The sequence below is a fragment of the Amycolatopsis sp. NPDC023774 genome (assembly GCF_040639695.1).
In the GTDB taxonomy this organism is placed as follows: Bacteria; Actinomycetota; Actinomycetes; order Mycobacteriales; family Pseudonocardiaceae; genus Amycolatopsis.
Window position 1 is genome coordinate 1 of the sequence record NZ_JBFAAJ010000058.1, and the last position, 23,433, is coordinate 23,433.

The window sequence follows — 23,433 nt, forward strand, 5'->3', positions numbered from 1 at the left end:
GTGGGGGGGGCGTGTCCCACCCCGACTACCCAGTTTTCATTCTAAAAAACCCCATATACACCCACAAACCCCCCGCGCCGCCCCCGACGCCCCCCCCCCCCGCTTCTCTTTTGCCCGGAAGGTCAGGACACCGTGATGCGGCCGCGAAGCGGGAGGTCCGCGGACGAGGTGCCCACACCGACGGTGTAATTGCCCGGGATCACGGTCCAGCCGGTGCTCGGGCTCAGCCAGACCGCGAGTTCGTCCCGCGGGACGTCGAGCGTCACCGTCGTGCTCTGGCCCGGCTTGAGGGTGACCTTGCTGAACGCCTTGAGCTGCTGCGCCGGCTCTTGTGCCGCGTCGGGTGCCGCGACGTAGAGCTGGACGACCTCCGAACCGGTCCGTCGGCCGGTGTTGGTGACCGTCGCCTGGGCCCGGAGCCCGCCCCCGGTGCGGGAAAGACGCAGGTTGCCCAGGCGGAAGGTCGTATAGGACAGGCCGAAGCCGAAGGGAAACAAGGGCTTCTCGCCGGAGTGCTGGTACCAGCGGTAGCCGATCGCCAGGCCTTCGTCGTAGTACACCTGGACACCGTCACCAGGAAACTCGACAGTCGTCTTGGCGGGCCCCTGCTGATCGGAGGCCGGGAACGTCTCCGGCAGGCGACCTCCCGGCTCTTCGTCGCCGAACAGCATGGCGGCCAGCGCGTTGCCCTGCTCCTGTCCGGCGTACCAGTTCGCGATGACACCCTTGACGCTGCCCAGCCACGGCATCAGGACCGCGCCGGAGGTGTTGAGCACGACCACGGTGTTCGGGTTGGCCTTGGCAACCGCGGCCACGAGCTCGTTCTGGTCCGCGGGCAGCGCGAGCGTCGAGCGGTCCATGCCCTCGCTGGTCAGGTCCGCGAGCACCACCACCGCCACTTCGGCCGCGCGGGCGGCATCGGCCGCCGCCTGGTGGAGCTTGTCGTAGCCGGACTGGGAGCCGAGCACCAGCGACGTGCGAGGCGCCCGGCCCCCGGCGGGAGCGGCCGACACGTAGGTGACCTCAAGGGTGTGACTTCCCGCGGTCAGGGTGACCAGGCCGTTCTGGACGGCTTCGCGACCGGGCAGCGCGGTGAGCACCTGCTTGCCGTCGATGCTCAGCGTGGTCACTCCGCCGACGCTGAGGCTGAAGCGGTAACCCCCGGCTTCGGCGGCATTGAAGGTGCCGGTGTACCGCGCGGACCAGCCGTCCGTCTGAGCGGCGACTGCCGCCGGAGTCGCGGTGACGTTCAGGGCGGCGACGGTCTCGGTTCCCAGCGGGTCACCGGTCAGGTCGGTGGAAGCGTAGTAGGTGACCTTGAGACCGGAGCCGAACGCCGCAGCGGGCACGGTCGGCAGTGCGGCTATACCGAGAGTGCCCTGCGCGTAGGTGACCGGGATGGACCCGGCCCGCGCACGGATCCCGGCCAACGGCGTCACGACCGTGCCGTTCGGGTTGACGCTGCCCGAGCCGCCGCCGTGGGTCTGCGCGCCGGCGTCGGCGGCGTTGCCGATGACCGCGATGCTGCGGGGCCGTGCCAGCGGCAGCACACCGTCGTTCTTCAGCAGCACGCTGCCTTCGACGCCGATGCGCCGCGCCAGCGCGAGGTGCGCCGGCGTGGAGACCACGGTGTCGACGACGGTGGCCGGGTCCGGCAACGGGTGGTCGAACAGCCCGACGCGGATCATCGCCGTGAGGACCTGGGTCACCATGGTGTCGAGTTGCGCCTCGCTGACGCTGCCGTTCTGCACGGCGGCTTTGAGCGCGTCGCCGAGGTAGGTGCCACCGGGCATTTCCGTGTCGGAGCCGGCCTTGGCGGTCTGGACCGTGCTGTGCGTGCCGCCCCAGTCCGACATGACCATGCCGTCGAAGCCCCACGCGTCGCGCAACGCGTCCTGGACGTTGATGCGGTTCTCGTGGGCCCAGGTGCCGTTGACCTTGTTGTACGACGTCATGACGGCGCCGACCTGGCCCTGCTGCACGGCGGCCCGGAACCCCGGGTAGTAGATCTCCTGCAGCGCGCGAGCCGACACGACCACGTCGATCGAGTTGCGCAGGATCTCCTGGTTGTTGGCAGCGAAGTGCTTCACCGTCGAGATGACGTGGTTGGCCTGGATGCCGCGGATGGTGGCGGCCGCCAGCTGCCCGTTCAGAAAGGGGTCTTCGGTGTAGGTCTCGAACGAGCGCCCCCAGTGCGGCAGCCGGAGGATGTTGATGCACGGTGCCAGCGCGACGTTGTGCCCTTTGGCGGCCTGCTCGGCGCCGTAGGCCTTCCCGTAGTCGGTCGCGGTGGCGGGGTTCCAAGTGGCGGCCAGGGCCTTGGAGTCCGGCCACTGTGTGACGCCGGTGGACCCGTTGCCGACGCCGCTGGGACCGTCCGCCAGCCGCAGCGCCGGGATGCCGAGCCGGTCGTTGGCGGGGATGTGACCGGTGAAGCCCTTCGTGGCCGGAATCCCGTGGCAGTAGGCGATCTTCTCGTCGAGGGTCATCTTGGACACGAGCTGCCGGGCCTTCTTCGCGGCCGCCTGCGCCTGTGCCGACGGGGGCGGTGGCGTCGCAAGGGGGCCGGCCGGGAGCGCGGCCCCGGGGTCGGCCGTCGCCGAGCCGGCGGGGGTCACCGCCGCGACTCCGGCGGCGACGACCCCCGTTCCAGACCACTTCAACATCGAACGACGGGTGAGGTCCATCGATTGTCTCCTTCGGGGTGGGATTTCCAGGGAGAGGTGTGTCCGATGTGGCCGGTCGGCCGCATCCGCGGATCAGCTCGTGGCGGTGAAGGAATACTGACCGGCACCGACGGTGTAGACGGCTTCGGCGATGCGGCGGGCACCCGGCCCGGAAGCCTGGACGTGCCGGCCGGCAGCGGCCGGAACATGCACCGTCGCGGTGGCACCCGGCGGAACAGTCACCTGGAGCCGGAACCCGTGCGCGGACTTCGTCCACGTGCTGCTGACGGTGCCGTACGGAGTCTGGTAGCTGCCCTCTGCGTGGGTCAGGCCGCCGACGATCGCAGGCGCGATGGTGAGGTCGCGGTAGCCGGCCGAACCGTCCATCTGCTGGATGCCGGCGAGTCCGTGGATGAACCACGCGTCCACGGCGCCGAGGAAGTGGTGGTTCTGCGAGCCGCCACCGTCCAGGCTCTCCGACAGCGTCGTGTGGCCGCTGGCGATCAAGTACCCGTAGCCCGGCGAGGTCGGGTTGACGACCATGTCGTAGATGACGTCATCGCGGTTCCCGGCCTCGAGGGCCCGGAAGAGCGGTCCGAGTGCGACCGAACCGGTCGTGATGTGATTGCCGGCCTTGCGCACCGACACGACGAGGCGATCGAGCACCGCGGCGCGGTCGGCCGGGGCGACCAGCCCGGCGTCGAGGGCCACGGCGTTCGAGGCTTCGCTGTCGCTGCCGTAGTAAACGCCGGTCGCGTCGACGTGGCGGAAGCGCGTGCTGAACTCCGTGGCGAGCTGGGCGGCCAAGGCGGTGTACTTGGTGTGGTCGGCGGTCTTGCCAAGGACCTGGGCAACACCGGCCATGTCGCTCGCCGCCGTGTAGTAGCCGGCGGTGATGGCCAGCTGCATCGGCGTGGTGTTGTCCGTCGCGGACCAGTCGCCGAGCCCGGGGATGTCACCGTTGTTCGCGGCCTTGTTCTTCGCCTCGTAATCGAGCCAGGCCACCATGTTGTCGTAGAAGGTCGCCATCGTCCGGGTGTCGCCGTAGGTGAGGTAGAGCTGCCACGGGATGCGGATGACGGCGCCACCCCAGTTGACCTCGTCGAGGAACTCGATGGTGCCCTGGGGCTTCGTCTGCGTCGTGGGTGCGACGCGGTGGAACTCCGGCGCGATGTTGGCGATCAAGCCCGGCGACACGTCGCCCGGCTGCCGCTGCGCGGTGGCCATGTTGCGCACGAGCTGGGGCTCGAAGGCCGACATGTCGTAGTCGGTGAGCAGGGCGTCGAGATTCTGGAGGTTGTCGCCGGTGTAGGGACCCTTCTCCCGGTCCGGGCAGTCGGTCATGACCGACATCATGTTGCTCTGGATCGCCCGCTCGGTGATCGTGTGGATCTGGTTGAGCAGGTCGCTCGACGAGGTGAACTCACTCGCGCTCGGGTTCGCCGCGTGGATGACGTCCACGGTCACGGTGTCCTTGGCCGGCGCTGTGCGCAGACCACTCACCTGCAGGTAGCGGAACCCGCTGTAGGTGAACTGCGGGTGCCACGTTTCCTTGCCGTGCCCGGAGAGCGTGTACCGGTAGGCGATCTGGCTTCCCGGTTTCGCGCCGGTGGTGGCGATGTCCAAGGTGCCGTCGGCGGCGAGGTTCTCCGCCGGGATCATCGTCACGGTGTCGCCCGCTCGCCCGGAGACCGAGACGCTGGGCCAGCCGGAGCGGTTGGCCCCGAAGTCGAGGATGTACGAGCCGTCGGCGAGCTTGCGGATGCCGGTCGGCCGCACGTTCTGTGCGACGGTGACCGGTGGGCGCGGGTTGGCGCGCAACGGTGTGGTGTCGCGCGGCGTCGTGGCTTGGGTGAGCGTGACCGGGCTGGCCTGCTGCCAGCCCTCGTTGGTCAGCGCGGCAGCCGAGGTCGGCGACTGGCTCGCTCGGCGGGCGTCGTACTCTTCGCCGCTCCACCACGAGGAGAAGGTGGTGGCGCCGAGCGCGGTCCGCCAGCTGCCGTCGCTGGAGACGATCTCCCGGCGCCCGTCCTGGTAGGTGATCTCGAGCTGGGCGATGACCTTCGGTTCGCCGTACACGGTGTACTGCTCGAGGGTGCCGCCGAAGAAGTACCGCCCGGGCGTCTTCACGCGCTGGTACGTGCCGCTGCCGGTCTCCATGCCGATGGTGTTCGTGCCCGACCGCAGTGCCCTGGTGAGGTCGTAGGTCCGGTAGTCGACCTCGGCGGAGTAGGTGGTCTGGTCTGGTTCGAGCACGGCGTCGCCGACCGGCCGGCCGTTGATGGTCGCGGCGTACATGCCGAGGCCGGTCGTGTAGAGACGGGCCTGCTGGACCGCACCGTGCACGGCGAACGCCTTGCCGAACACGGGCAGCGGAGTCTCCTTGCCATCCGGCTGGGTGTAGTCGTACGACGGGTTCTCGATCCAGCGCGCCGACCAGTCGGAGGCGGACAGCAGCCCCATCTCCCAGCTTGCCGGATCACTCCAGGTCGAGGCCCGCCCCATGGTGTCCCACGTGCGGACCTGCCAGCTCACGTGGTCGCGGGAGTGCAGAGCCGGGCCGGCGTACGGGATGTTCGAGGTGCTCGCGGAACGGACTTTCCCGCTGTCCCACAGGTCGCGTTTCCCGTGTTGGGTCGGTGACTCGAGGGTCGCGCGGATCTCGTAGGCCGCCTGGCCCGCCGAGCTTTTCCCCGGCAGCCAGCTGAGCAGCGGTTTGCCGGCGTCGATCCCGATCGGGTCGGCGAGGTTCTCGGTCTTGAGCGAGGTCGGCTTCGCCGAGCTGCTCGGTGTGGCGGCAGCGGTTGCCGATCCGGACACGGCCAGCAATGCGACGGCGAGGAGCGTGCGGGCAGGGCGCCGGCGGTTCATCGGAAGTCCTTTCAACCGGAAATGGGGGCGGGCGGGTTCTCGCGTTGCGGCGCTACGCACGGTTCACGATCCGGACCGGCCCCAGCAGGCCCGCCGGCTTGAGTTCGGTACCGGCAGTGATGTTCTTCAGCGGCGGCTGCACGTACGCGATCGGCGTGGCTCCGGGCTGCTGGTCACCGACCAGCCGGTTGAACCAGCTGTTGGTGACCTTCACCTGCAGGGTGTTCCGGCCGCCGCGAAGCGCCCCGGTGACGTCGAGCCGGTACGGGGCCCGCCAGGCGATTCCCGCGTCGGCGCCGTTGATGATGACTTGGGCGATGTCGTGCACCTCCCCCAGATCGAGGATCACGCGACCATCCACCTTGACCCACTCCGCCGGCGCGTCGAACGTCGTCGAATACGTGGCAGTGCCGGAGAAGTACCGGACCCCCGGGTCGCTCTCCTGCGTGAAGGATCGGAGGAACGCGAAGTTCGCCTTGGCGGGCGCACCCCGACCGGCGGGAAAGTCGACCTGCCACGCACCGGCGACCGCGCCGATCTGCCGATCCGAGGCCACCGCCACGGTCTTCGACCCGGGCTTGCCGTGCGAGACGACAAGGAAGATCGAGTCGGCAGGTCCGAGGTCGACGGTCAGCTGCGTGGCGCCGCTGGTGGCGTCGAACGTGATCGGAGCCGTCTGGCCCGACACCGGATCCCAGGTTTCCACCGCGCTGCCCGCGGAACGCAGCGTCAGCGGAATCGTGGTGCGCACGTTGCGTCGGTTGACGACGAAGTAGATGTCCGCCGAGTCCGTGCGGCGATGCGTCAGCCACAGGGGTTCGTTGGCGGTCAACGGATCCATGGCGTCGAGCCGGAAGGTCCAGTCAGGCGCGACCTCGAGCTCGGCGAGCGCCTCGGCGGCGGTGACGCCACTGAATACGCGACCAGTGCCGACGACGCGGTCACGCTGCTCGCCCTCGCCCCACAACCGCGTGGCCAGCTTCTGGAACTCCGCGTCGTCGTCCGCCAGGCTCGGCGACCCGAGCGGTTTGGGCCCGGCGATCGCCGCACCGGCGTCCACGAACCCGGCGAGCTTGCGCAGCACCGCCAACGTGATCCGCTGGGCATCGCCGCCGAGCTGGAGCAGCGCGTAGGCCTGGCCGGAGCGGGTGACGATCCGGCCGTCGCGCACCGACATCTCGTTCAGGATGATCGTGCCGTTGACGAAGTCGTAGTCGTACCCGATCGGCTGGTCGGTCTGCCGGAAGGTGCGACCCCACACGCCGGTCGCTGGGGCTTCCTGCCCGTAGAAGTACGCGACGTCGGCGACGTGCGTGCCTCGCGACAGCAGCCAGCTGCACCGCGACAGGTACGTCGTCCACGGCTTCGCCACCTCGGCCCAGGTCTCCAGCCGGGTGAAAAACGACCCGATGCCGTTCAGCGTCACACCAGGACCGCGGTCGAGCGGCTGGTGCACGGAGGTGTGGATCATGAACCGGGTGGCGCCCTGGGCGAGCATTTCGTCGGCCAGGGGCTTGAGATCCTTGGGGGTGAAGCCCTGCGGGGTGAAGGTGAAGGCCTCGACTGCGGCCTGCGGACGGCCGTAGATGTGCGCGACCGACGCGGCGCCGCGGGTGTCGACCCGATAGGTCTCGAACGACTGGTCCCCCAGCGCGAACGCCTCCCCCGACGCGCCCATGGGGAAGTCCGCGTACTGCCGCATCTCCATGTCGTCGCCGAACCAGCCGCGTTTGTCCTCCTGCGCCTCGGCGTAGGTGCGCTGGATGCCGCGTTTGTGAGCTTCGGCCGGGATTACCCGGTAATGATTCTGGGCCAGCAGCTCGTTGAGCGTCCGCCGCCAGTCCCAGAGGAACTTGTCGGCGTCGGCGGCACTGTCGACCGGCACGCCGGTGAGCACCGGCAGGTGCGGAGCGGGGTCGTAGCCCCGGCGCTTGCGGAACTCGTCCAGCAGCGATTCGGTCCAGTTCTGGTATCCCGCTTCGTAGCTGTCGTTGAGCAGGCCGGTCAGGCCCCGGCGGCCGAAGAGGTCCTTGCCGGCGGCGTCGGTGAGCATGTCGAGGTAGGTGTTGAGGTACTTGCGGACGCGACCGGCGTCGAGCTTGTCGACCTCCAGACCAGTGGCCGCGGTCGACGCCGGGCCGTTCTGGTGACCTGTGAGGCTGTACCCGAGGCGGACCACCACCCACGTGCCGGCCGGCGCCCGCCAGTTCAGCGTCCCGTCCGGGGCCATCCGGCCGGTGAGGTCGACGACATCGGATCGCCGTACGGCCGCGGCCCCGCCCTGCGACGGGGTGGCGGCGTCGTAGTAGTTCGCCGTCTGCCCGAACCCAGCCTTCACCTCGAACTCGTGCACGGTCGCGACCGTGCGCAGGATCAAGCTCGCCAAGGCGATCGGAGCCGACGACGGCGCCGTGGAGCTCTGGCCGAACACGACCTTGAAGTACTTCGCAGTGGTCTGCGGGACGAACAGCGTGCGCTGCACCCCGCTGTAGACGCCCTGCGCCAGCAGCGTCCACTCCCGGCCATCACGACTGCTGTAGACCTGCGCCGACGGCCCGTACTCCACGACGTCGTTCCACCCGCTGAACGCGGCGCCCGCGGCGATCGTGACCCCGGTGATCGCGACCGGGCGCGGGTACTCGAAGCGCACCCAAGTCCCGGCGGCTCCCGGCGCGGGAAGATACTGAGCGTCGGCGACCGAGGCGTTCGACAGCATGGCGACGTCCAGCGGAACACCCTGGTCGCCGTTCGATGTCGGGGTCGCCTTCGGGTCGGCCTGCAGTCCGCTGGCGAAGACCTTGGGTGCGAGAGCCGCTTGGTTCTGGGTTCCGTCCGGCACGCGGTAGGCGAACACGCGCGCGTCCCGGTAGAAGGCAGGCAACGGCGTAGGGGTGGACGAGGCCGCCGCGGAATCCCCGAACTGGCCGGCAACCGCGGGCGGTTGCGGCAGCTTCACCTGGCCCTGCCCGCCCGCGACCCAGGTCTCGGTCCACACGTACTTCTTCATCGCGTCTTCGGCCGCCACCCAGGGTCCGCCGGTCTCCGACCACCCCGGTGAACAAGCGACGTCGGCCTCGAGGCCCAGCCGGTCGGCCTGCTGCATCGCGTAGCGGAAAGCCGACTTCCAGCCGTCGGACATGTACGGCAACGGATTCGGCACGACCACCGGCACCCGCCCCGCGCCGTCGAAGTTCACCATCCCGCCGATCCCGGCGCGCTTGAACCACTCCAGGTCGGCCTTGATGCCCTCCTGGGTGACGTTCTGGTTCATCCAGTGCCACCACACCCGGGGCAGGACCTCCGCGGGCGGCGTCCGAAAGCCTGAGAGCACATCCGAACCGTCCATGGCCGAGGCGAGCCGCGGGAGGGCCAGGCGCGCCGACTCGGCTCCGCCGGCCTGGGCGACGCTCGGCCCTGCCTCGGATTCCAGCTCTCCGGCCGCCTCCGCCTCGGTGCCCGGCAATGCCGCGGCACCCGCCGCGCCGAGCGCCACCACGGCCGCGCCACGCAGAAACCCTCGCCTGCTCGTTGACATCACTGTCCTCGTTTCGTCGAGCTGAAACGATTCATGCGAATCTAGACCTGGCCGAACGTCGCCGACAATCCTGCGAAAGTTCCGAGTTTCGCTGGTCCGCCACCAAGCAAGCATCGAAAACCGGGTACTGGGCGCACGAAAACATCACCCCGCCGCCTGCCTGGGCAAAGCGGTATCGGGGTGTCGCGATGGTGCTGCCGCGCTCTACAGGCCCGGCTCCGGTGCCGACCAGTCCCAGCAACCCGTGGGACGGGAAGGCGACCGGTGGAGGCCGGATCTATGGCGCACAGCAGCTCCTGGGAGGCCGGCGGGGTACAGCCCGAAGTCGTCTATGAATCGTTTTACCTCACGGGAACATTACGAGGGCTTCCCTTGGGGGACAAGAGCTTGTCCGGATTCGGCCAATCGCGGCGGCGGCGACGGTCAGACGAGGCCCCGCCGCGCGGCCCACACCACGGCCTGGATAGGAGTGGCGAACCCGAGGCGGTCACAGATGGAGCGCATCCGCCGGCGAACGGTGCGATCGGACAGCTCCAGCCGGCGAGCGATGATATCCAGCGGCAGCCCTTCGGCGAAGAGCGCGAGCAAGTCGAGCTCCTCGCGCTCGAGCGTGGCGTTCACCGGATCACCGCCCTCTGCCACTCCGCGACGACCACGCGCGAGGCCCCCGTCCGCCTGAGCCCGCCGGCTGCGGCGTCCCGCTCGGATCCTGGCGCGTCATCGCAACCTCCGGATTGAAAGGTTTCACCAATCCTGGCGGTGTGACGCTACTATGGGCCCGCGAGCCCCGTCAACGCGTGCCTAGATCACGCGCGCAGGGTTGTGCTGCCGTGACAGAGGTGATTTATGACGTTTCAAACCGGGCGGCACATGACGGCCACCGGCCACTCTGCGGACATCGCGCGAGCTCATCGAATCCCGACAAGCCGCGGTCGTCGGGAAGGCGCCGCCCGGTCGAGTCCAGCCGAACGTCTGACGGCCCCGACGACCTCGGCCTGGATCAGGCCCGTCCTCAGCAGAAACGGTGGACGTGCGCGCACAACGGATGACCACCAGCAGACCCACCCGCCTCTCCCCCACCCCCGCCCGGCGGCCGGCTGCGGTTCGCCTTCTACGGGCCACACCTCAACCCTGCGCCACCAGACCACGTGTCATCACAAGGCCGGCCACGCGACGTGGCCGACAACTCACCACCGGCCGGGGCCACATCGTCGCCGCCTGCTTCGGCGCCGGCATCTCACGCGCACCCGTGGCCGCCAGGGGCCCCAGGCCACCCAGACGATGGCGACGATCACCGGTCCGCGGCCGGCGGTCGATGCGATCGTCTTCGGCGAGTGCGAGCATCCAGCTCTGGCTCCCCGAAGCAGGAGGACCAGCCGCTCTGAAGAATCGTGAGCACCGGACGCTCGTCGCGCCGCTGTCCACCCGGTCACAACGGCGAAGTGCTCCAGCCCGCCACCGGGTGCGGGAGCCGTGCACAACCAAGCCACCCAGCAAGGCCGCTACGTCGGCGGACGACCACCTACGGCCAGCGACTCGTCGACGCCTGGCCCACCCCAATCCGCGGATGCTCCCAGGGGCGCTGCCTCCAACGCCTCACACCCGACCCCCGCACCGCGCCGCACGTAAACCTGGATGTGACCATGGTGTCCTACGTTCGGTTTGTCGACTGGTTCTGGCGCAGCGTCGTGCGGGCACCAGCCAGACGGATCTGACCTGCCAGAGCTTGGACCACAAGCCCCGTCACACACTTGTCGATCCGCCCAGCCGGTTCGCCCATCCGTCAGATTTGGCCTCACGGAGCAACGACTGCCAGCATGACAACTTCAGCCAGGACAGGCGCCGTGATTGGCGGCGTTGACACGCACAAGTGCACGCACTACGCCGCCGCCCTTGATGACCAGGGGCATTTTCTGGGCCACCGGGAGTTCCCGGCCACCGACGCCGGCTACCAGACGCAGCGCGGCCGGGTGGCCCGCCGCATGGACGGTTGGCCGCGTCCGGACTTGAGTGATCTTTGGCTGGATCGGAGGCGGCGCCCAACGCCGGGTGGTCGGCAGCATGGGAGTCGGACACCGCCCACGCACTGGGGCCGGAGGTGCAAAGTCACGTCAGAGGTCACCGCAGAGTGGGAAACTCGGGAGACGGCGGCGATCGCCGAAGCGACACGGCTCGTCTCAAGAGACGACCACTCCCTCATTTACCACCCGTCCCGGCGGGTCCACTTCTTCAGCGGGTTTCATGGGCGATAGGCCTGCCTTTCGTGACCAAGTTCGGCGAATATCTCGGTACGCCGCCACTTGAACTGCTGAGGGCTGGGCTTTCGTCCTGGACCGTTGTGCCATTAGGTTTCGCGGCGGACAGCGGGGAGAGTCGCCCCGGCCCGATTCGGGTGATCCCGACCTCCAACGCCTGTGGGTGTGCAGAGTCGGAACAGGTGATTGCCCGAATGTCACCGCGCGTGCCGTCGTCCTTCACATGACCTCGGCCGATAGCTAGCATGTGTGAGCTTGTGCAGCGCGCGGACGTCTGGCCGCTCGCCGGTCTTCGTGTGGCATCCGGAGCTCAGTGACTTGGCTCAGTCTCCGGGGAGCCGGCCGTCCGACGCCGAGCGGACGCGGTCCCGGGCTCCAGGGTTGGTGCGGGCTCACGAACGTCTTTGACGACGATGTCAAGTATCGGCGGTATCGGTGAAGGGAAGAAAGAGATGGAACCGCACCGCACGGCGGAAAAGCGAGAACGGGGTCAGCGGTTCCCGTGAGCACGCCCGGTTCCGACGGCCCGATGCCGCACACTCGCGGCCGCGAACCCGAGCTCGCGGCCGTCGAGGAGTCGTTCTCGGCGCTGCTGCGCGGCAGTAGTGCCGTACTTGTGTTCGAAGGACCGCCCGGAATCGGGAAGAGCCGGCTGCTGCGCGAGGTCAGCGTGCGGGCCGCACGTTCCGGCATCCGGACTGTCGCCGGGACGGCACTCGAGGGGCAGCGGGCGTGTCCGTTCGCCATGCTGCTGTCCGCGCTCGACGAGGGCGAGGAGCCGGTGGTCGGCGAACGGCTCGCCCGGCGGCTCGTCGCGACGTCCGGCTCAGCGGAATGGGCTCTGCAGGAAGTCGCGGCGGCGATCGAGGCCGCGGCGGCCGATGGCCCGCTGACGGTGTTGATCGACGATCTGCAGTGGGCCCACTCCGAGACCCTGGCGGGTCTTCGGCGCCTCGTCGACGGGCTCCGCCGGTCGCCTGTGCTCTGGATGCTCGCCGTGACCACCGGCTGGGCCCCACCGCTCGTGGCGGAGACGCTGGCGTGGCTCGAGGCCACCGGCGCGCGGCGCGTGCGGCTCGGCAAACTGCCCGGTCCCGCCGTGGCCCAGATTCTTTTCGACGTCGTGGGCGAACCCGCGGGCTCGGTGCTGCTCGAGCTGACCGAGCAGGCGGACGGGAATCCCGCGTTGGTGGCGGCGCTCGTGCGCGGCCTGCAGGAAGAACAGCGCCTGCACACGGTCGACGGTCAGGTGCTGGTCTGCGCGGGTGCGCCGCCCCGCCGGGTTATGCAGCTGATCGAGCTGCGGCTGAACCGGCTGTCGGCCGCAGCGCAGCGCGCGGTTCGGGTTGCCGCGGTGCTCCCCCGCCGATTCTCGGTCGCGCACTGGGCCGCGACGTTGGATCAGCGTCCCTCGGAATTGATCGAAATCATCGCCGAAGCCTTCGACGCCGACCTTCTCGTCGAGGACGACGACCAGCTGCGGTTCCGCCACGGTTTGTTCCGTCAGGCGCTGGTCGCAGCCACCCCGCGCTCGTTGCACCGCGCGCTGCAGCGGGAGGTGACCGGTGTGCTGCTCGCGACCGGGGCGGCGCCCACCGAGATCGCGCTGCGGATGGCCGACAGCGCCGAAGTGGGCGATCGCGAAGCCGTCGCACTGGTCCGCCAGGCCGCCGACGTCATCGCGGCGTCCGATTCCCAGAGCGCGGCTGAGCTGAGCGTCCGGGCGCTGCGCCTGCTGCCGCCGCACGACCCGGCGCGCTCGTCGCTCGTGACCGACGCCGTGCACCTGCTGCACCGCGCGGGCCGATCGGACGAGGCCCGCGAGCTCGGCGACTCCGCGCTGGCCGGTGCGTTGTCCGCGGTGCCGGAGGCGGAGGTGCGGCTGAGCCTCGCGAGCATGTACACCCGGCCGACCGGAGACCGGCTGCGCGACAACCTGCTGGCTCTTGAACTGCCTGCCCTGCCGCCGGTGTTGCGTGCCCGCCACCAGGCGTGGCTCGCCTACAACCTCGCGATGAGTGGTCGGCCCGAAGAAGCGGAGAAGAGCGCCGCCGAGGTCAGACTCTGCGACGACCTGCAGACACGGGTGCTGACCGAACTCGCCCTCACCGCAGCCGACAGCGCGTACGGCCGGATCACCGCGGCGTTGCACCGCATCGAGGTGGTGGCCGAGCAGGTGCGGGGCGCACCCTACGCCGACTGGCAGGAGATCATCCCCTTCCACCGCGCGCACCTGCTCGCCGTGTCCAGCCGCGTGGCCGACGCGCGGAGTGTGCTCGAGGGTGCCGTGAGCCGCGCTCGGCACGTGTCCGCCACAGTGATCGTGGACGCCTGGGCGGGGTTCGACGGGCTGCTCTCCCTTGCCGCCGGCCGGCTGTGCGAGGTGCGCGACGAGTTCGCCCCCGTGCACGACACCGCGGACACTGACGAGATCACCGGGGACTACGCCGCCATCGCGCGGCTATCGGCATGGACGTCGCTATACGTCCACCAGGGTGACGCCGAGCTGGCGCGGCGCGTGGTCGCCGCAGCCCGGCGCGTGCCCGGTGGCGCGCCTCCGAACGTCCGGCGCCTGGCCCGACGGGTGCTGGCGGAACGCGAAGTGCGTCGAGGCGACCCCGCCAAGGCGCTCCGGCTGATCAGCGACGACCCGTTGCCCGCCACGCCCCCGCTGCTGCCGCACGACTTCGGTTACCATGTCCGCGTCTTGCGGACCGCGCTGGCCGCACGCGATCCGTCAGCAGCCGAGCGCGCGGCCGAAGCCGCCACTCTGCCGTACCGCGAGAGCCCGGGGATCCGGGTGTTCGAGGGCGTCGCCGCCCACGTGCAAGGTCTGCTGACCGCGGATCCGCAGGTACTGGCCGATGCCGCGCGGCTGCTCGAAGGAACGGAACGGCCGCTGCTGTTCGCCTCCGCGGCCGAGGACGTCGGACGCGCGCTGGGTGAGCACGACGAGCGCGGGGCAGTCGCCCAGCTCAGCGCGGCCTTCGACACGTACCTCGAACACGACGCCGCCGCCGATGCGCGCCGGGTCGGCCGGGTGCTCGCCGCGAAAGGCGCCGCCCGCCGGGTGGTCACCCGCGGCCGCCCCGACACCGGGTGGGAGAGCCTGACGAGCGCGGAGCTCAAGGTCGTCCGCCTCATCGCGGAGGGCGCGACGAACCGTGAGGCCGCGGCCCGCCTGATCCTTTCGCCGCACACCGTGAGCTCACACCTACGTAGCGCGTTCACGAAATTGAATATCAACTCCCGCCGTGAGCTGGCGAAAATCGTCGACGCACTCGACGCTTGACGCCGTGCGGAGATCACTTCGTGCGCACCCCACGACCGGGGCTTCAAATCGCACGTCCATGCGATGGACCACGCCGGCCCGTCCGATGACGATGGCTTCGACTCTGCTTCGAGCAGGACCGACAACTGTTGACCGAATTCAATCGCTGAGGAGTTCTTCGTGGACCTCGAGGTACCGGCCGCCAGACCGGCCCGGGAAGAGCCCACACAGGCCCGCGGGCCCGCCGCGGAGCCCGTGATCCTGACCGTGAACGGCCGTGACTACGCCGTGGAGCTTGAACCTCGGGTCAGCCTGCTCGACGCGCTACGCGAGCACCTGTGGCTGACCGGGTCCAAGAAGGGTTGCGACCAGGGCACCTGCGGTGCCTGCACCGTGTGGGTCGACGGCCGCCGCGTGCTCGGTTGCCTCACACTCGCCGTCACGTGCGAAGGCCGCGAAATCACGACGATCGAAGGCGTCGCCCGCGAGACCGAGCTGCACCCGATGCAGCAGGCGTTCATTGATCGCGACGCCTTCCAGTGCGGGTACTGCACGGCCGGGCAGATCATGTCGGCGATCAAGCTCATCGAAGAGGGCAACGCCGAGGACGACGAGTCCATCTCCGAATTCATGAGCGGCAACATCTGCCGCTGCGCCGCATACCCGAACATCCGGGCGGCCATCCGCGATGTCCGCGACCAGCAGCGGGAGGGATGACGTGCGTCCACTTTCCTACGCCCGGGCGCTCGACGTGGAGACCGCGGTCGCGACCGTGGCTGCCAACGAGAACAGCGCTTTCCTCGCCGGTGGAACCACTGAGATCGACCTCGTGCGGCTGGGCGTCACCGGCCCCGATCTGCTGGTCGACATCAACGCCCTTCCACTCGCCGACATCGAGCAGCAGCCCGACGGTGGGCTCCGGATCGGCGCGCTTGCCCGGATGACCGACGTCGCCCGCCACTCCGTGGTGGAGGAGCGCTACCCCGCGGCGTCCCAGGCGCTGCTGCTGGGTGCTTCGGAGCAGCTGCGCAACATGGCCTCCATCGGTGGCAACCTGTGCCAGCGCACGCGGTGCACGTACTTCCGCGACAACATGTCCCCGTGCAACAAGCGGGAGCCCGGCTCCGGCTGCGCCGCACTGGAAGGCATCCACCGCGGACACGCGATCATGGGCACGAGCGAGCACTGCATCGCGACCCACCCGTCCGACGTGGCGGTGGCCCTGGTCGCATTCGACGCAGTGGTCCACACCACCGGGCCGGATGGCGCCCGGACGATCCCGATCGACGACTTCTACCTCGAGCCCGGCACCAGCCCTCACGTGGAGCACCCGCTCGCGCACGGTGAGCTGATCGTGGCCGTCGACCTGCCGGCGCTGCCGATCGCCCGGAACTCGGTTTACCTGAAGTTCCGCGACAGGCAGTCGTACGAATTCGCGCTCGTATCGATCGCCGCCGCCGTCGAAGTCGAGGACGGGGTCGTGCGCGACGTACGTCTCGGCATCGGCGGCATCGCCACCCGCCCGTGGCGGGCGCGGCGTGCCGAAGAGGTGCTGATCGGCGCCCCGGCCACGCGCGAGAAATTCATCGAGGCCGCGGCCGCGGAGCTGAGCGGCGCGTCACTGCGCCGGGACAACGCGTTCAAGGCCGAGCTCGCCAAGCGCGCCGTGGTCCGCGGCCTGACCACCCTGCTCACGGGAGAAGCACGATGAGCCAAGCGATCGGCAGGCCGGTGTCCCGTGTGGAGGGACCGGCGAAGGTGACTGGGGCCGCGCGGTACTCCGCGGAGATCGTGCAACCCGACATGTCCTACGCGGTGATCGTCGGCGCCACGATCCCGAGCGGCCGCGTCGCAGAGATCGAACCTCTCCCCGAAACCGGCGGCGTCCTCGCGGTGCTGACCCACGAGAACCTCGGCAAGATCGTGGGGCAGCCGCAGCTGCTGCCGTCACTGGTCGGCGGTCCCGCCCCGGGCGCCAGCTTCTTCCCGATGCAGGACGACCAGGTGCACTACTTGGGGCAGCCGGTGGCGGTCGTCGTCGCCGACTCCCACGAACGCGCGCAGCACGCCGCCGCGAACCTGCGGGTCCGCTACGAGCGCACGCCCTCGACGACGACCATCGACGAGGGCCGGGACAAGGCGTATGAGGTCGAGCGCCTCTTCGGCGGCCTCATGCCGGCCCGCAACGAGCGGGGCGACGTCGACACCGCGCTCGCAGCGGCCGACGTCCGGCTCGACCTGGAGTTCCGGTTCGCGGCCAACCACCACAACGCCCTCGAGCCGCCGGCGACGACAGCGGTGTGGGACGGCGACCAGGTGACCATCTACGACTCCACGCAGGGCATTCGGGCCAGCCAGCTCACGGTCGCGCATCTGTTGGGCCTGCCCCTGTCCCACGTCCGCGTGATCGCCAACTTCGTGGGAGGCGGGTTCGGCTCGAAGGCCATGGTCTGGCCGCACGTGACCCTTTCGGTGATGGCGGCCCGGCACGTCGGGCGCCCGGTGAAGCTCGTGCTCACGCGCCCGCAGACCTACACGTCGAACGGGCACCGCGAGGAGCAGGAACAGACCCTGTCGCTCGGCGCGACCAGCGACGGCCGGCTCACCGCCCTGGAGCACCACAAGCTGTCGATCTCGTCACCGTTCGACGAGTGGGCCGAGCCCGCGACCGGGGTCTCCTCCCAGCTGTACCAGTGCGCCAATTTCCGCGGCGTGCACCACCTGATCCGCGGCAACACGCTGACCCCGACGTTCACCCGGGGCCCGGGTGAGGCCGCCGGTTCGTTCACCCTCGAGACCGCGATGGACGAGCTGTCCGTCGAGCTCGGCATCGACCCGGTCGAACTGCGGCTGCGCAACCACACCGACGTCGACGACCGCGGCAATCCGTGGTCGAGCGACGGGCTGCCTGAATGCCTGCGGCTCGGCGCGGAGAAGTTCGGCTGGTCGGAGACGAGCCGCGTCCCGCGCAGTCGCAGGGAGGGCACCTGGCTCATCGGCACCGGGATGGCCTCGGCCGCCTACCCCGTGCCGCTGTTCATGCCGACGCAGCGGGCCAGGGCCCGGCTCTACGCCGACGGCAGCGCGGTGGTCGAAGCCGGGACCCAGGAGTTCGGCACCGGTGTGCTCACGGCGATGACCCAGGTCGGTGCCGACGCGCTGCGCATCCCCCTCGCGAACGTGCGGTTCCACAGTGGCGACACCGATCTGCCCAACGTCAGTTCCGCGGTCGGCTCGGCGGGGGCGGGCATGATCAGCGCTGCAGTGCACGACGCGGCGACCAACCTGCGGCAGCAGCTGATCGACCTCGCGGTGTCCGATGAAACCTCGCCGCTGCACGGCGCGGACCCGGCGAACGTCGACGTCGCCGGCGGGCGCATGCAGCTGCGCGACGACACCGCGAAGGGTGAGAACTACGGCGATGTCATGCAGCGGCACCGGCTGTCCGAAGTGGAGGCACTGGGCAGTTGGTCGCCACCGCCGCTGGACACGCCCCACGGCCTGCTCACCTTCGGCGCGCAGTTCGCCGAGGTCGCCGTCGACCCCGACCTCGGTCTCGTCCGGGTGCGCCGGATGGTGGGCGCCTTCGCGCCCGGCCGGGTGCTGAACGCCAAGCTGGCCCGCAGCCAGCTGATCGGCGGCATGCTGTGGGGGATGGGTCAGGCGCTCCTCGAGGGCAACCGCATGGACCCGCGCGGCGGCCGGTGGGGCGCCGGGAACCTCGGCGAGTACCTGGTTCCGGTCAACGCCGACGCGCCCGACGTGGAGGTCGAGTTCGTCGACGTCGCCGACGAGGTGGTCAACACGCTCGGCGTGAAGGGCGTCGGCGAAGTCGGTCAGGTCGGTGTCGCGGCCGCGATCGGCAACGCCGTGTTCAACGCGACGGGGCACCGCGTCCGCGAGCTCCCGATCACGGCCGAGCTGGTGATGGACCCGGCGGAAAGCTGGTCGTGACGACGCAGGCGAACGAGCGAAGACTCTCCGACCGCCCGACGATCAGCCGAGGCGAACGCCACCGGCGGGCTGACCCGGCCGGGCCGGGGTCTTCGCGCTGGTCACGGCAACCTGGGCTCGGCGTGGCAGGACTGCTGCTGGTGGTGCCAGTGGCGGTCCTGCTCGCCGTCGGGGCGGGTGGTGCGGAGCCGTCGCTGCTGGTGCTCTCGCCGCTGGTCACCTTCTCGCTACCGGTGGTCGCGATGATCGCGTTCTGGTGGGAGGACTGGCCGGGCACGCGGCTGGGGCCCAACTGGGCGGGGTGGGCGGACACGGTGCTCGTGGTGCTGGCCGCGATCGCGCTGACCGTGCTCGGCCAGGCCGTCGTGGGTCACGTGTCCTTCGCAGCGATCTTCGACCCGTCACCGGAAATCCTCGAGCTGAGCACGTTCCCCGCGACGATGCCGATCGCCGGTGCCGCGTTCGTCGCGACGCTCCAGCTGACCCTGGTGACCGAGGGCTGGCCGTTGCGCCGCTACCTCAAGCCGATCCCGGCCGGGGCGTGCGCGGTGGTGCTGGCCTGGCTGATCGCGATCGTGCTGTGGGTGCTGCTGCTCGGGGGAAATCCGTTCCACGGGGAGGGGCACGGGTTGCTCACGGGCGGACAGCTGGGTGCGGTGCTCACCCTTGTCGGGCTCTGGCAGGTGTGGCTCTTCGTCGTGTGGCGGGGCTTCCCGTTCTGCCGGATCCGGCGGCAATGGGTGCGCCTCGTGAGCGGGAACGCCGTCACGATCGGTGGCGCAATCCTGACCTACCTGGCCCTGGCCCAGCGAGTCGGGGTGTCCACACCCACCCTTTCCGCGGTAGCGGGCTCGTTCATCGCCGGGGGCCTCATCATCGGTATGTTGTTCGAGGACGCCCTGCCGGCGCGGTGGTCCCAGGCACAGGAACGCGCCGTGTCGCTGGTGCTCTCGCTGGCCGTCGCGGCGGCGCTGCACCTGATTCTGCTGGCATTGGCCGACTCGCTGCACTGGGGTCGCGGATCGGCGATCGACTGGGTCGGCCACGTCACGCTCAACGCCATCGGCCTGGCGGTGATCCTCCACGTCGCGATCGGCCGACGGTGGCCGTTCGCGCGGACGGGATGAATCCGTCCGAGCCCGTTCGTGATGGTCGTGGAAGATGCGGACGCCCGAGCAGCGGGGGCATCCGCATCTTCCCTAAAACAGTGTTCGCCTGCCTCTACTAACCCCATCCCAATCTACAGTGCACACTCTGCTATCGCACTTCGCGCGAAATGCGTTTCGGCTATCGGCAAGACCGCACCCTGCGCCATGGAATCCCGGCGTCCGGTTCACGTGGGCAATTTAAATCCAGACGTAAAGCAATTGACGAAACGCGACCTCGAAGGTGTCGATCCCACCTTCGCCACTTGAGGGTTTTCCGTCGCCCCAGTAACTCGTGAGGCGCGGATGGCCTGTCGGCCCACCGACGTCGGTGAAGCCAGCCGTGGCCCCCTCGCCGCGGCTGGCTTCACCGACGTGACGAGGTGATGGGCCCCTGCTTCGTGGCACGCAAGCCCGGCTGATGGGCGCCGGGTGCGATTGTCCACTGTGCTCTGGCGGAGCGTGAGGTGAAGAATGCCGGGCTAAGTTGTGGATAATCCACACGGTGGTGCCGATCTCCGCTTGAGTGCGGCAAAGAATGACTCGACGCCTGCGTTGTCCGAACGCGACCGGCCCGAAGACGGCTCGTTTCCCTGGGAGTCCAGAGGACAGAAGTGCCGCATTCGTGCCCTTCGGGCTCCGCTTCTTAGCGTACAACTGATTGCACGCAATTAAGTTGTACCATTCAGAAGCAAGCAATAAGCCCGACTTTCGAGGAGTCAGAGATGCGCACACGTACCCGCCTGCCGAAGATCGTCGCCACGACGATGGCGCTGGCCGCGGCCGCGATGTTCGCCGCCGTGCCGTCGTCGGCGGCGTCGCAGGCGCAGGAGCACGGGAGCCACAAGGTGAAGCCGACGATCGTGCTGGTGCACGGAGCGTTCGCCGACGCGTCGAGCTGGACCGGTGAGGTCGAGCGGCTCGAGCGGCTCGGCTATCCCGTGATCGCGGCCGCCAACCCGTTGCGCGGGGTCGCGTCCGACGGGGCCTACATCAAGGCGCTGGTGGACAGCGTCGACGGCCCGGTCGTGCTGGTCGGGCACTCCTACGGCGGCTCGGTGATCAGTGCTGCGGCGCTGGACGACCCCAAGGTGCAGGCGCTCGTCTACATCGCGGCCTTCCTCCCCGATCAGGGCGAGTCCGCGGCTGAGCTGTCCGCGAAGTTCCCGGGCAGCACGCTCGGTGACACACTCCAGCAGGTCGCCCTTCCTGGCGGCGAGACCGACCTCTACGTGCAGCAGGACCTGTTCCCGCAGCAGTTCGCGGCCGACGTCCCGCTGCCGCAGGCGCGGCTGATGGCCGTCGAGCAGCGGCCGATCACCGCGGCGGGCCTGAACGACGCCTCGGGGCCGGGCGCGTGGAAAAACATCCCCTCGTGGAGCCTGATCCCGACCGGCGACAAGAACATCCCGCCGGCGGCACAGGAGTGGATGGCCAAGCGCGCCCACGCGCACACCGTCGTCGTGCCGGGCGCCTCGCACGCCGTGCTGGTCTCGCGGCCCGACAAGGTCACCGACATCATCCTCAGCGCGGTCGACGCCACCACCAAGTAACGCACTCGACCGGCGGAAAGCCCCGGCACCGGCCGGGGCTTTCCGCCTGAGCTCAGGCCGGTCAGCCACTCGACCAACGCGGCATCAGCTGGGTCGTCGCACCGTTCACGCGGCACCGACAAAAGGTTCGCTGGTCCAGGCATGGGTGTCGAGGAATTCTTCGGCGAGATGCGGCCGTAGCGTTCGAGGCGAGCGTGACGAACGCCAATAGCTCTCCGAAGTGGACGCCGTGGGGCGATCGCCAAGCCGCAGCTGCCGTTCCGTCAGCCGAAACGGTTCAGGACGTCGGTGGTGTGAGATCAACCCGGATCCCACGACGGTGAGTCCGCGGCGCGGCTTCTCATCTGTTCGGGGGGAGGTTCCGGCCCGGGCTCGTCACCACGATCGGACGCGCAGACGACCGGGAGGTGGAGCTCAGGATGACACTACATACTCAACCCGCCGTGGCGGAGGGCAGCGGTTCCCTGGCGGTGAACCCGATGTTCGCGCGGGCCGGTGAGGCGACGAGTGTGCCGAAGCACAGCCTGCCGGACGTGCCGATGGACCCTTCGACGGCGTATCAGATCGTGCACGACCATCTCATGCTCGACGGCAACGCGCGGCTCAACCTGGCCACGTTCGTCACGACGTGGATGGAGCCGCAGGCCGATCGGCTGATGGCGGAGTGTTTCGACAAGAACATGATCGACAAGGACGAGTACCCGCAGACCGCTGAGCTCGAGACCCGCTGTGTCAACATGCTTGCCGGTTTGTGGCACGCGCCGGAAACGGCGCAGGCGCTGGGCTGCTCGACGATCGGGTCAAGCGAGGCGGCCATGTTCGCCGGGCTCGCGTTGAAACGGCGGTGGCAGCGAAGCCGTCGCAGCAGCGGAGCGGACACCGCCCGGCCGAACCTCGTGATGGGCATCAACGTCCAGGTCTGCTGGGACAAGTTCTGCAACTACTTCGAGGTCGAACCCCGCTTCGCACCGATGGCGGGTGAGCGCTTTCACCTCGACGCCGAGCAGGCGGTGCGCCTGTGCGACGAGAACACCATCGGCGTCGTGGCGATCCTGGGCTCCACCTTCGACGGCAGCTACGAACCGGTCCGCGAGATCGCCGCCGCCCTCGACGACCTGCAGACTCGGACCGGGCTGGACGTGCCGGTGCACGTCGACGGAGCGTCCGGCGGCATGGTCGCGCCGTTCGTCGACCCGGCACTGGAGTGGGACTTCAGGTTGCCGCGCGTCGCCTCGATCAACACCTCGGGCCACAAGTACGGCCTGGTTTACCCCGGCGTGGGCTGGGTGCTCTGGCGCGACACCGACGCCCTGCCGGACGAGCTCATCTTCCGGGTCAACTACCTCGGCGGTGAGATGGCGACGCTCGCGCTGAACTTCTCCCGTCCGGGCAGCCAGGTCGTCGCGCAGTACTACACGTTCCTGAGGCTGGGGCGCGAAGGATTCCGGCAGGTGCAGCAGGAATGCCGGGACGTGGCCACGTACGCCTCGGGCAAGGTCGCCGAGATGGGACCGTTCCGGCTACTGACCCGCGGCGACGAGCTGCCCGTGTTCGCGTTCACGCTGAACGACGACGTCACCAACTTCAACGTCTTCGACGTATCGGCCGGCCTGCGCGAACGGGGCTGGCAGGTGCCGGCCTACACGTTCCCCGCTGATCGGCAGGACCTCGCCGCCATGCGCGTGGTGATCCGAAACGGGACCGGCCGGGAGATCGCGGACCTGCTCCTCGACGACCTCGACCACCTGCTGCCGAGGCTGGCGCGGCAGACCACGCCCGCCCGGGGCGTCGAGGCGGCCAGCTTCGACCACGCCTCGGCCCACCGCCACAAGTCCTGACCTGGGCGGGTCCGCCGGCGGCGCAAGGGGGCGCCGCCGGCGGACCGGTGTCCGACTACTCGCGCAGCAGCATCGCGTCGGCTTCACGCGCCTGGTCGACGTAGGGGTCGCCGCTGACGTCGATCACGACCCGTTTGATGGTGCCGCCGGTGAACCGGTGGGGACGCTGTCCGCGGTAGTCGTCGGTGACAGCGGCCCCGCTGTCGCGGCCGACGCACAGACCCTCTCCCGCGAGCTCGAACGCGCCGGACTGTGTCTTGATGCGACCCTCGCCGACCTTGCGGTCGCCGTGGTAGAGCGACAACACGCCGGTCGCGACACCGGGCGATTCCTCGCCCTCCTTGT

11 protein-coding genes and 1 pseudogene are annotated in these 23,433 nt (G+C 69.4%); 7 read left to right on the forward strand and 5 right to left on the reverse strand.

The genetic code is table 11. From position 1 onward, the window contains the following. Window positions 1-122: 122 nt before the first annotated feature. From AB0F91_RS45015 to AB0F91_RS45030, 4 genes are all read right to left on the reverse strand, one after another. A complete protein-coding gene (locus AB0F91_RS45015; RefSeq protein ID WP_360608291.1) occupies window positions 123-2,687 on the reverse strand; it encodes a glycoside hydrolase family 3 C-terminal domain-containing protein in 2,565 nt (854 codons plus the stop codon). Between the two features lie 72 nt (window positions 2,688-2,759). After that, on the reverse strand, window positions 2,760-5,537 hold the full coding sequence (locus AB0F91_RS45020) for a family 78 glycoside hydrolase catalytic domain (protein WP_360608293.1): 2,778 nt from the start codon (window positions 5,535-5,537) through the stop codon (window positions 2,760-2,762). A 52-nt stretch (window positions 5,538-5,589) separates the two neighbouring features. Further along, on the reverse strand, window positions 5,590-9,072 hold the full coding sequence (locus AB0F91_RS45025; RefSeq protein WP_360608295.1) for a glycosyl hydrolase: 3,483 nt from the start codon (window positions 9,070-9,072) through the stop codon (window positions 5,590-5,592). A 423-nt stretch (window positions 9,073-9,495) separates the two neighbouring features. Further along, window positions 9,496-9,693: a LuxR C-terminal-related transcriptional regulator gene (locus AB0F91_RS45030; RefSeq protein ID WP_285966270.1), complete on the reverse strand. Its 198-nt coding sequence runs from the start codon at window positions 9,691-9,693 to the stop codon at window positions 9,496-9,498. A 2,136-nt stretch (window positions 9,694-11,829) separates the two neighbouring features. Between AB0F91_RS45030 and AB0F91_RS45035 the strand changes: the two genes are divergently transcribed. The 7 genes from AB0F91_RS45035 to AB0F91_RS45065 all read left to right on the forward strand — a co-directional run bounded on the left by AB0F91_RS45035 (window position 11,830) and on the right by AB0F91_RS45065 (window position 23,088). Beyond that, window positions 11,830-14,619 (forward strand): AAA family ATPase, encoded by a 2,790-nt coding sequence (locus AB0F91_RS45035; RefSeq protein WP_360608298.1) that lies wholly within the window; start codon window positions 11,830-11,832, stop codon window positions 14,617-14,619. Window positions 14,620-14,853: 234 nt separating this feature from the next. Continuing rightward, window positions 14,854-15,315: a (2Fe-2S)-binding protein gene (locus tag AB0F91_RS45040; protein WP_360608306.1), complete on the forward strand. Its 462-nt coding sequence runs from the start codon at window positions 14,854-14,856 to the stop codon at window positions 15,313-15,315. A gap of 1 nt (window position 15,316) precedes the next feature. Then, window positions 15,317-16,309 (forward strand): xanthine dehydrogenase family protein subunit M, encoded by a 993-nt coding sequence (locus AB0F91_RS45045; protein ID WP_360608300.1) that lies wholly within the window; start codon window positions 15,317-15,319, stop codon window positions 16,307-16,309. Continuing rightward, window positions 16,306-18,552, forward strand: a complete 2,247-nt coding sequence (locus tag AB0F91_RS45050; protein WP_360608302.1) for a xanthine dehydrogenase family protein molybdopterin-binding subunit — start codon at window positions 16,306-16,308, stop codon at window positions 18,550-18,552. The genes AB0F91_RS45045 and AB0F91_RS45050 overlap by 4 nt, the downstream gene beginning before the upstream one ends. Window positions 18,553-18,674: 122 nt before the next feature. Beyond that, window positions 18,675-19,679: a hypothetical protein gene (locus AB0F91_RS45055; protein WP_360608304.1), complete on the forward strand. Its 1,005-nt coding sequence runs from the start codon at window positions 18,675-18,677 to the stop codon at window positions 19,677-19,679. A gap of 866 nt (window positions 19,680-20,545) precedes the next feature. Continuing rightward, window positions 20,546-21,250 (forward strand): alpha/beta hydrolase, encoded by a 705-nt coding sequence (locus tag AB0F91_RS45060; RefSeq protein ID WP_360608308.1) that lies wholly within the window; start codon window positions 20,546-20,548, stop codon window positions 21,248-21,250. 479 nt (window positions 21,251-21,729) lie between these two features. After that, window positions 21,730-23,088, forward strand: a complete 1,359-nt coding sequence (locus AB0F91_RS45065) for a glutamate decarboxylase (RefSeq protein ID WP_360608310.1) — start codon at window positions 21,730-21,732, stop codon at window positions 23,086-23,088. Between the two features lie 55 nt (window positions 23,089-23,143). Here the strand turns inward: AB0F91_RS45065 and AB0F91_RS45070 are convergent. After that, window positions 23,144-23,433 (reverse strand): annotated as a pseudogene (locus AB0F91_RS45070) (arylsulfatase); the annotation flags it as partial.

What these genes read in the sequence shown, in the direction of transcription:
- AB0F91_RS45015 (WP_360608291.1), bottom strand. Translation starts at nt 2,687, where the DNA reads ATGGACCTCACCCGTCGTTCGATGTTGAAGTGGTCTGGAACGGGGGTC.
- AB0F91_RS45020 (WP_360608293.1), bottom strand. Translation starts at nt 5,537, where the DNA reads ATGAACCGCCGGCGCCCTGCCCGCACGCTCCTCGCCGTCGCATTGCTG.
- AB0F91_RS45025 (WP_360608295.1), bottom strand. Translation starts at nt 9,072, where the DNA reads ATGTCAACGAGCAGGCGAGGGTTTCTGCGTGGCGCGGCCGTGGTGGCG.
- AB0F91_RS45050 (WP_360608302.1), top strand. Translation starts at nt 16,306, where the DNA reads ATGAGCCAAGCGATCGGCAGGCCGGTGTCCCGTGTGGAGGGACCGGCG.
- AB0F91_RS45065 (WP_360608310.1), top strand. Translation starts at nt 21,730, where the DNA reads ATGTTCGCGCGGGCCGGTGAGGCGACGAGTGTGCCGAAGCACAGCCTG.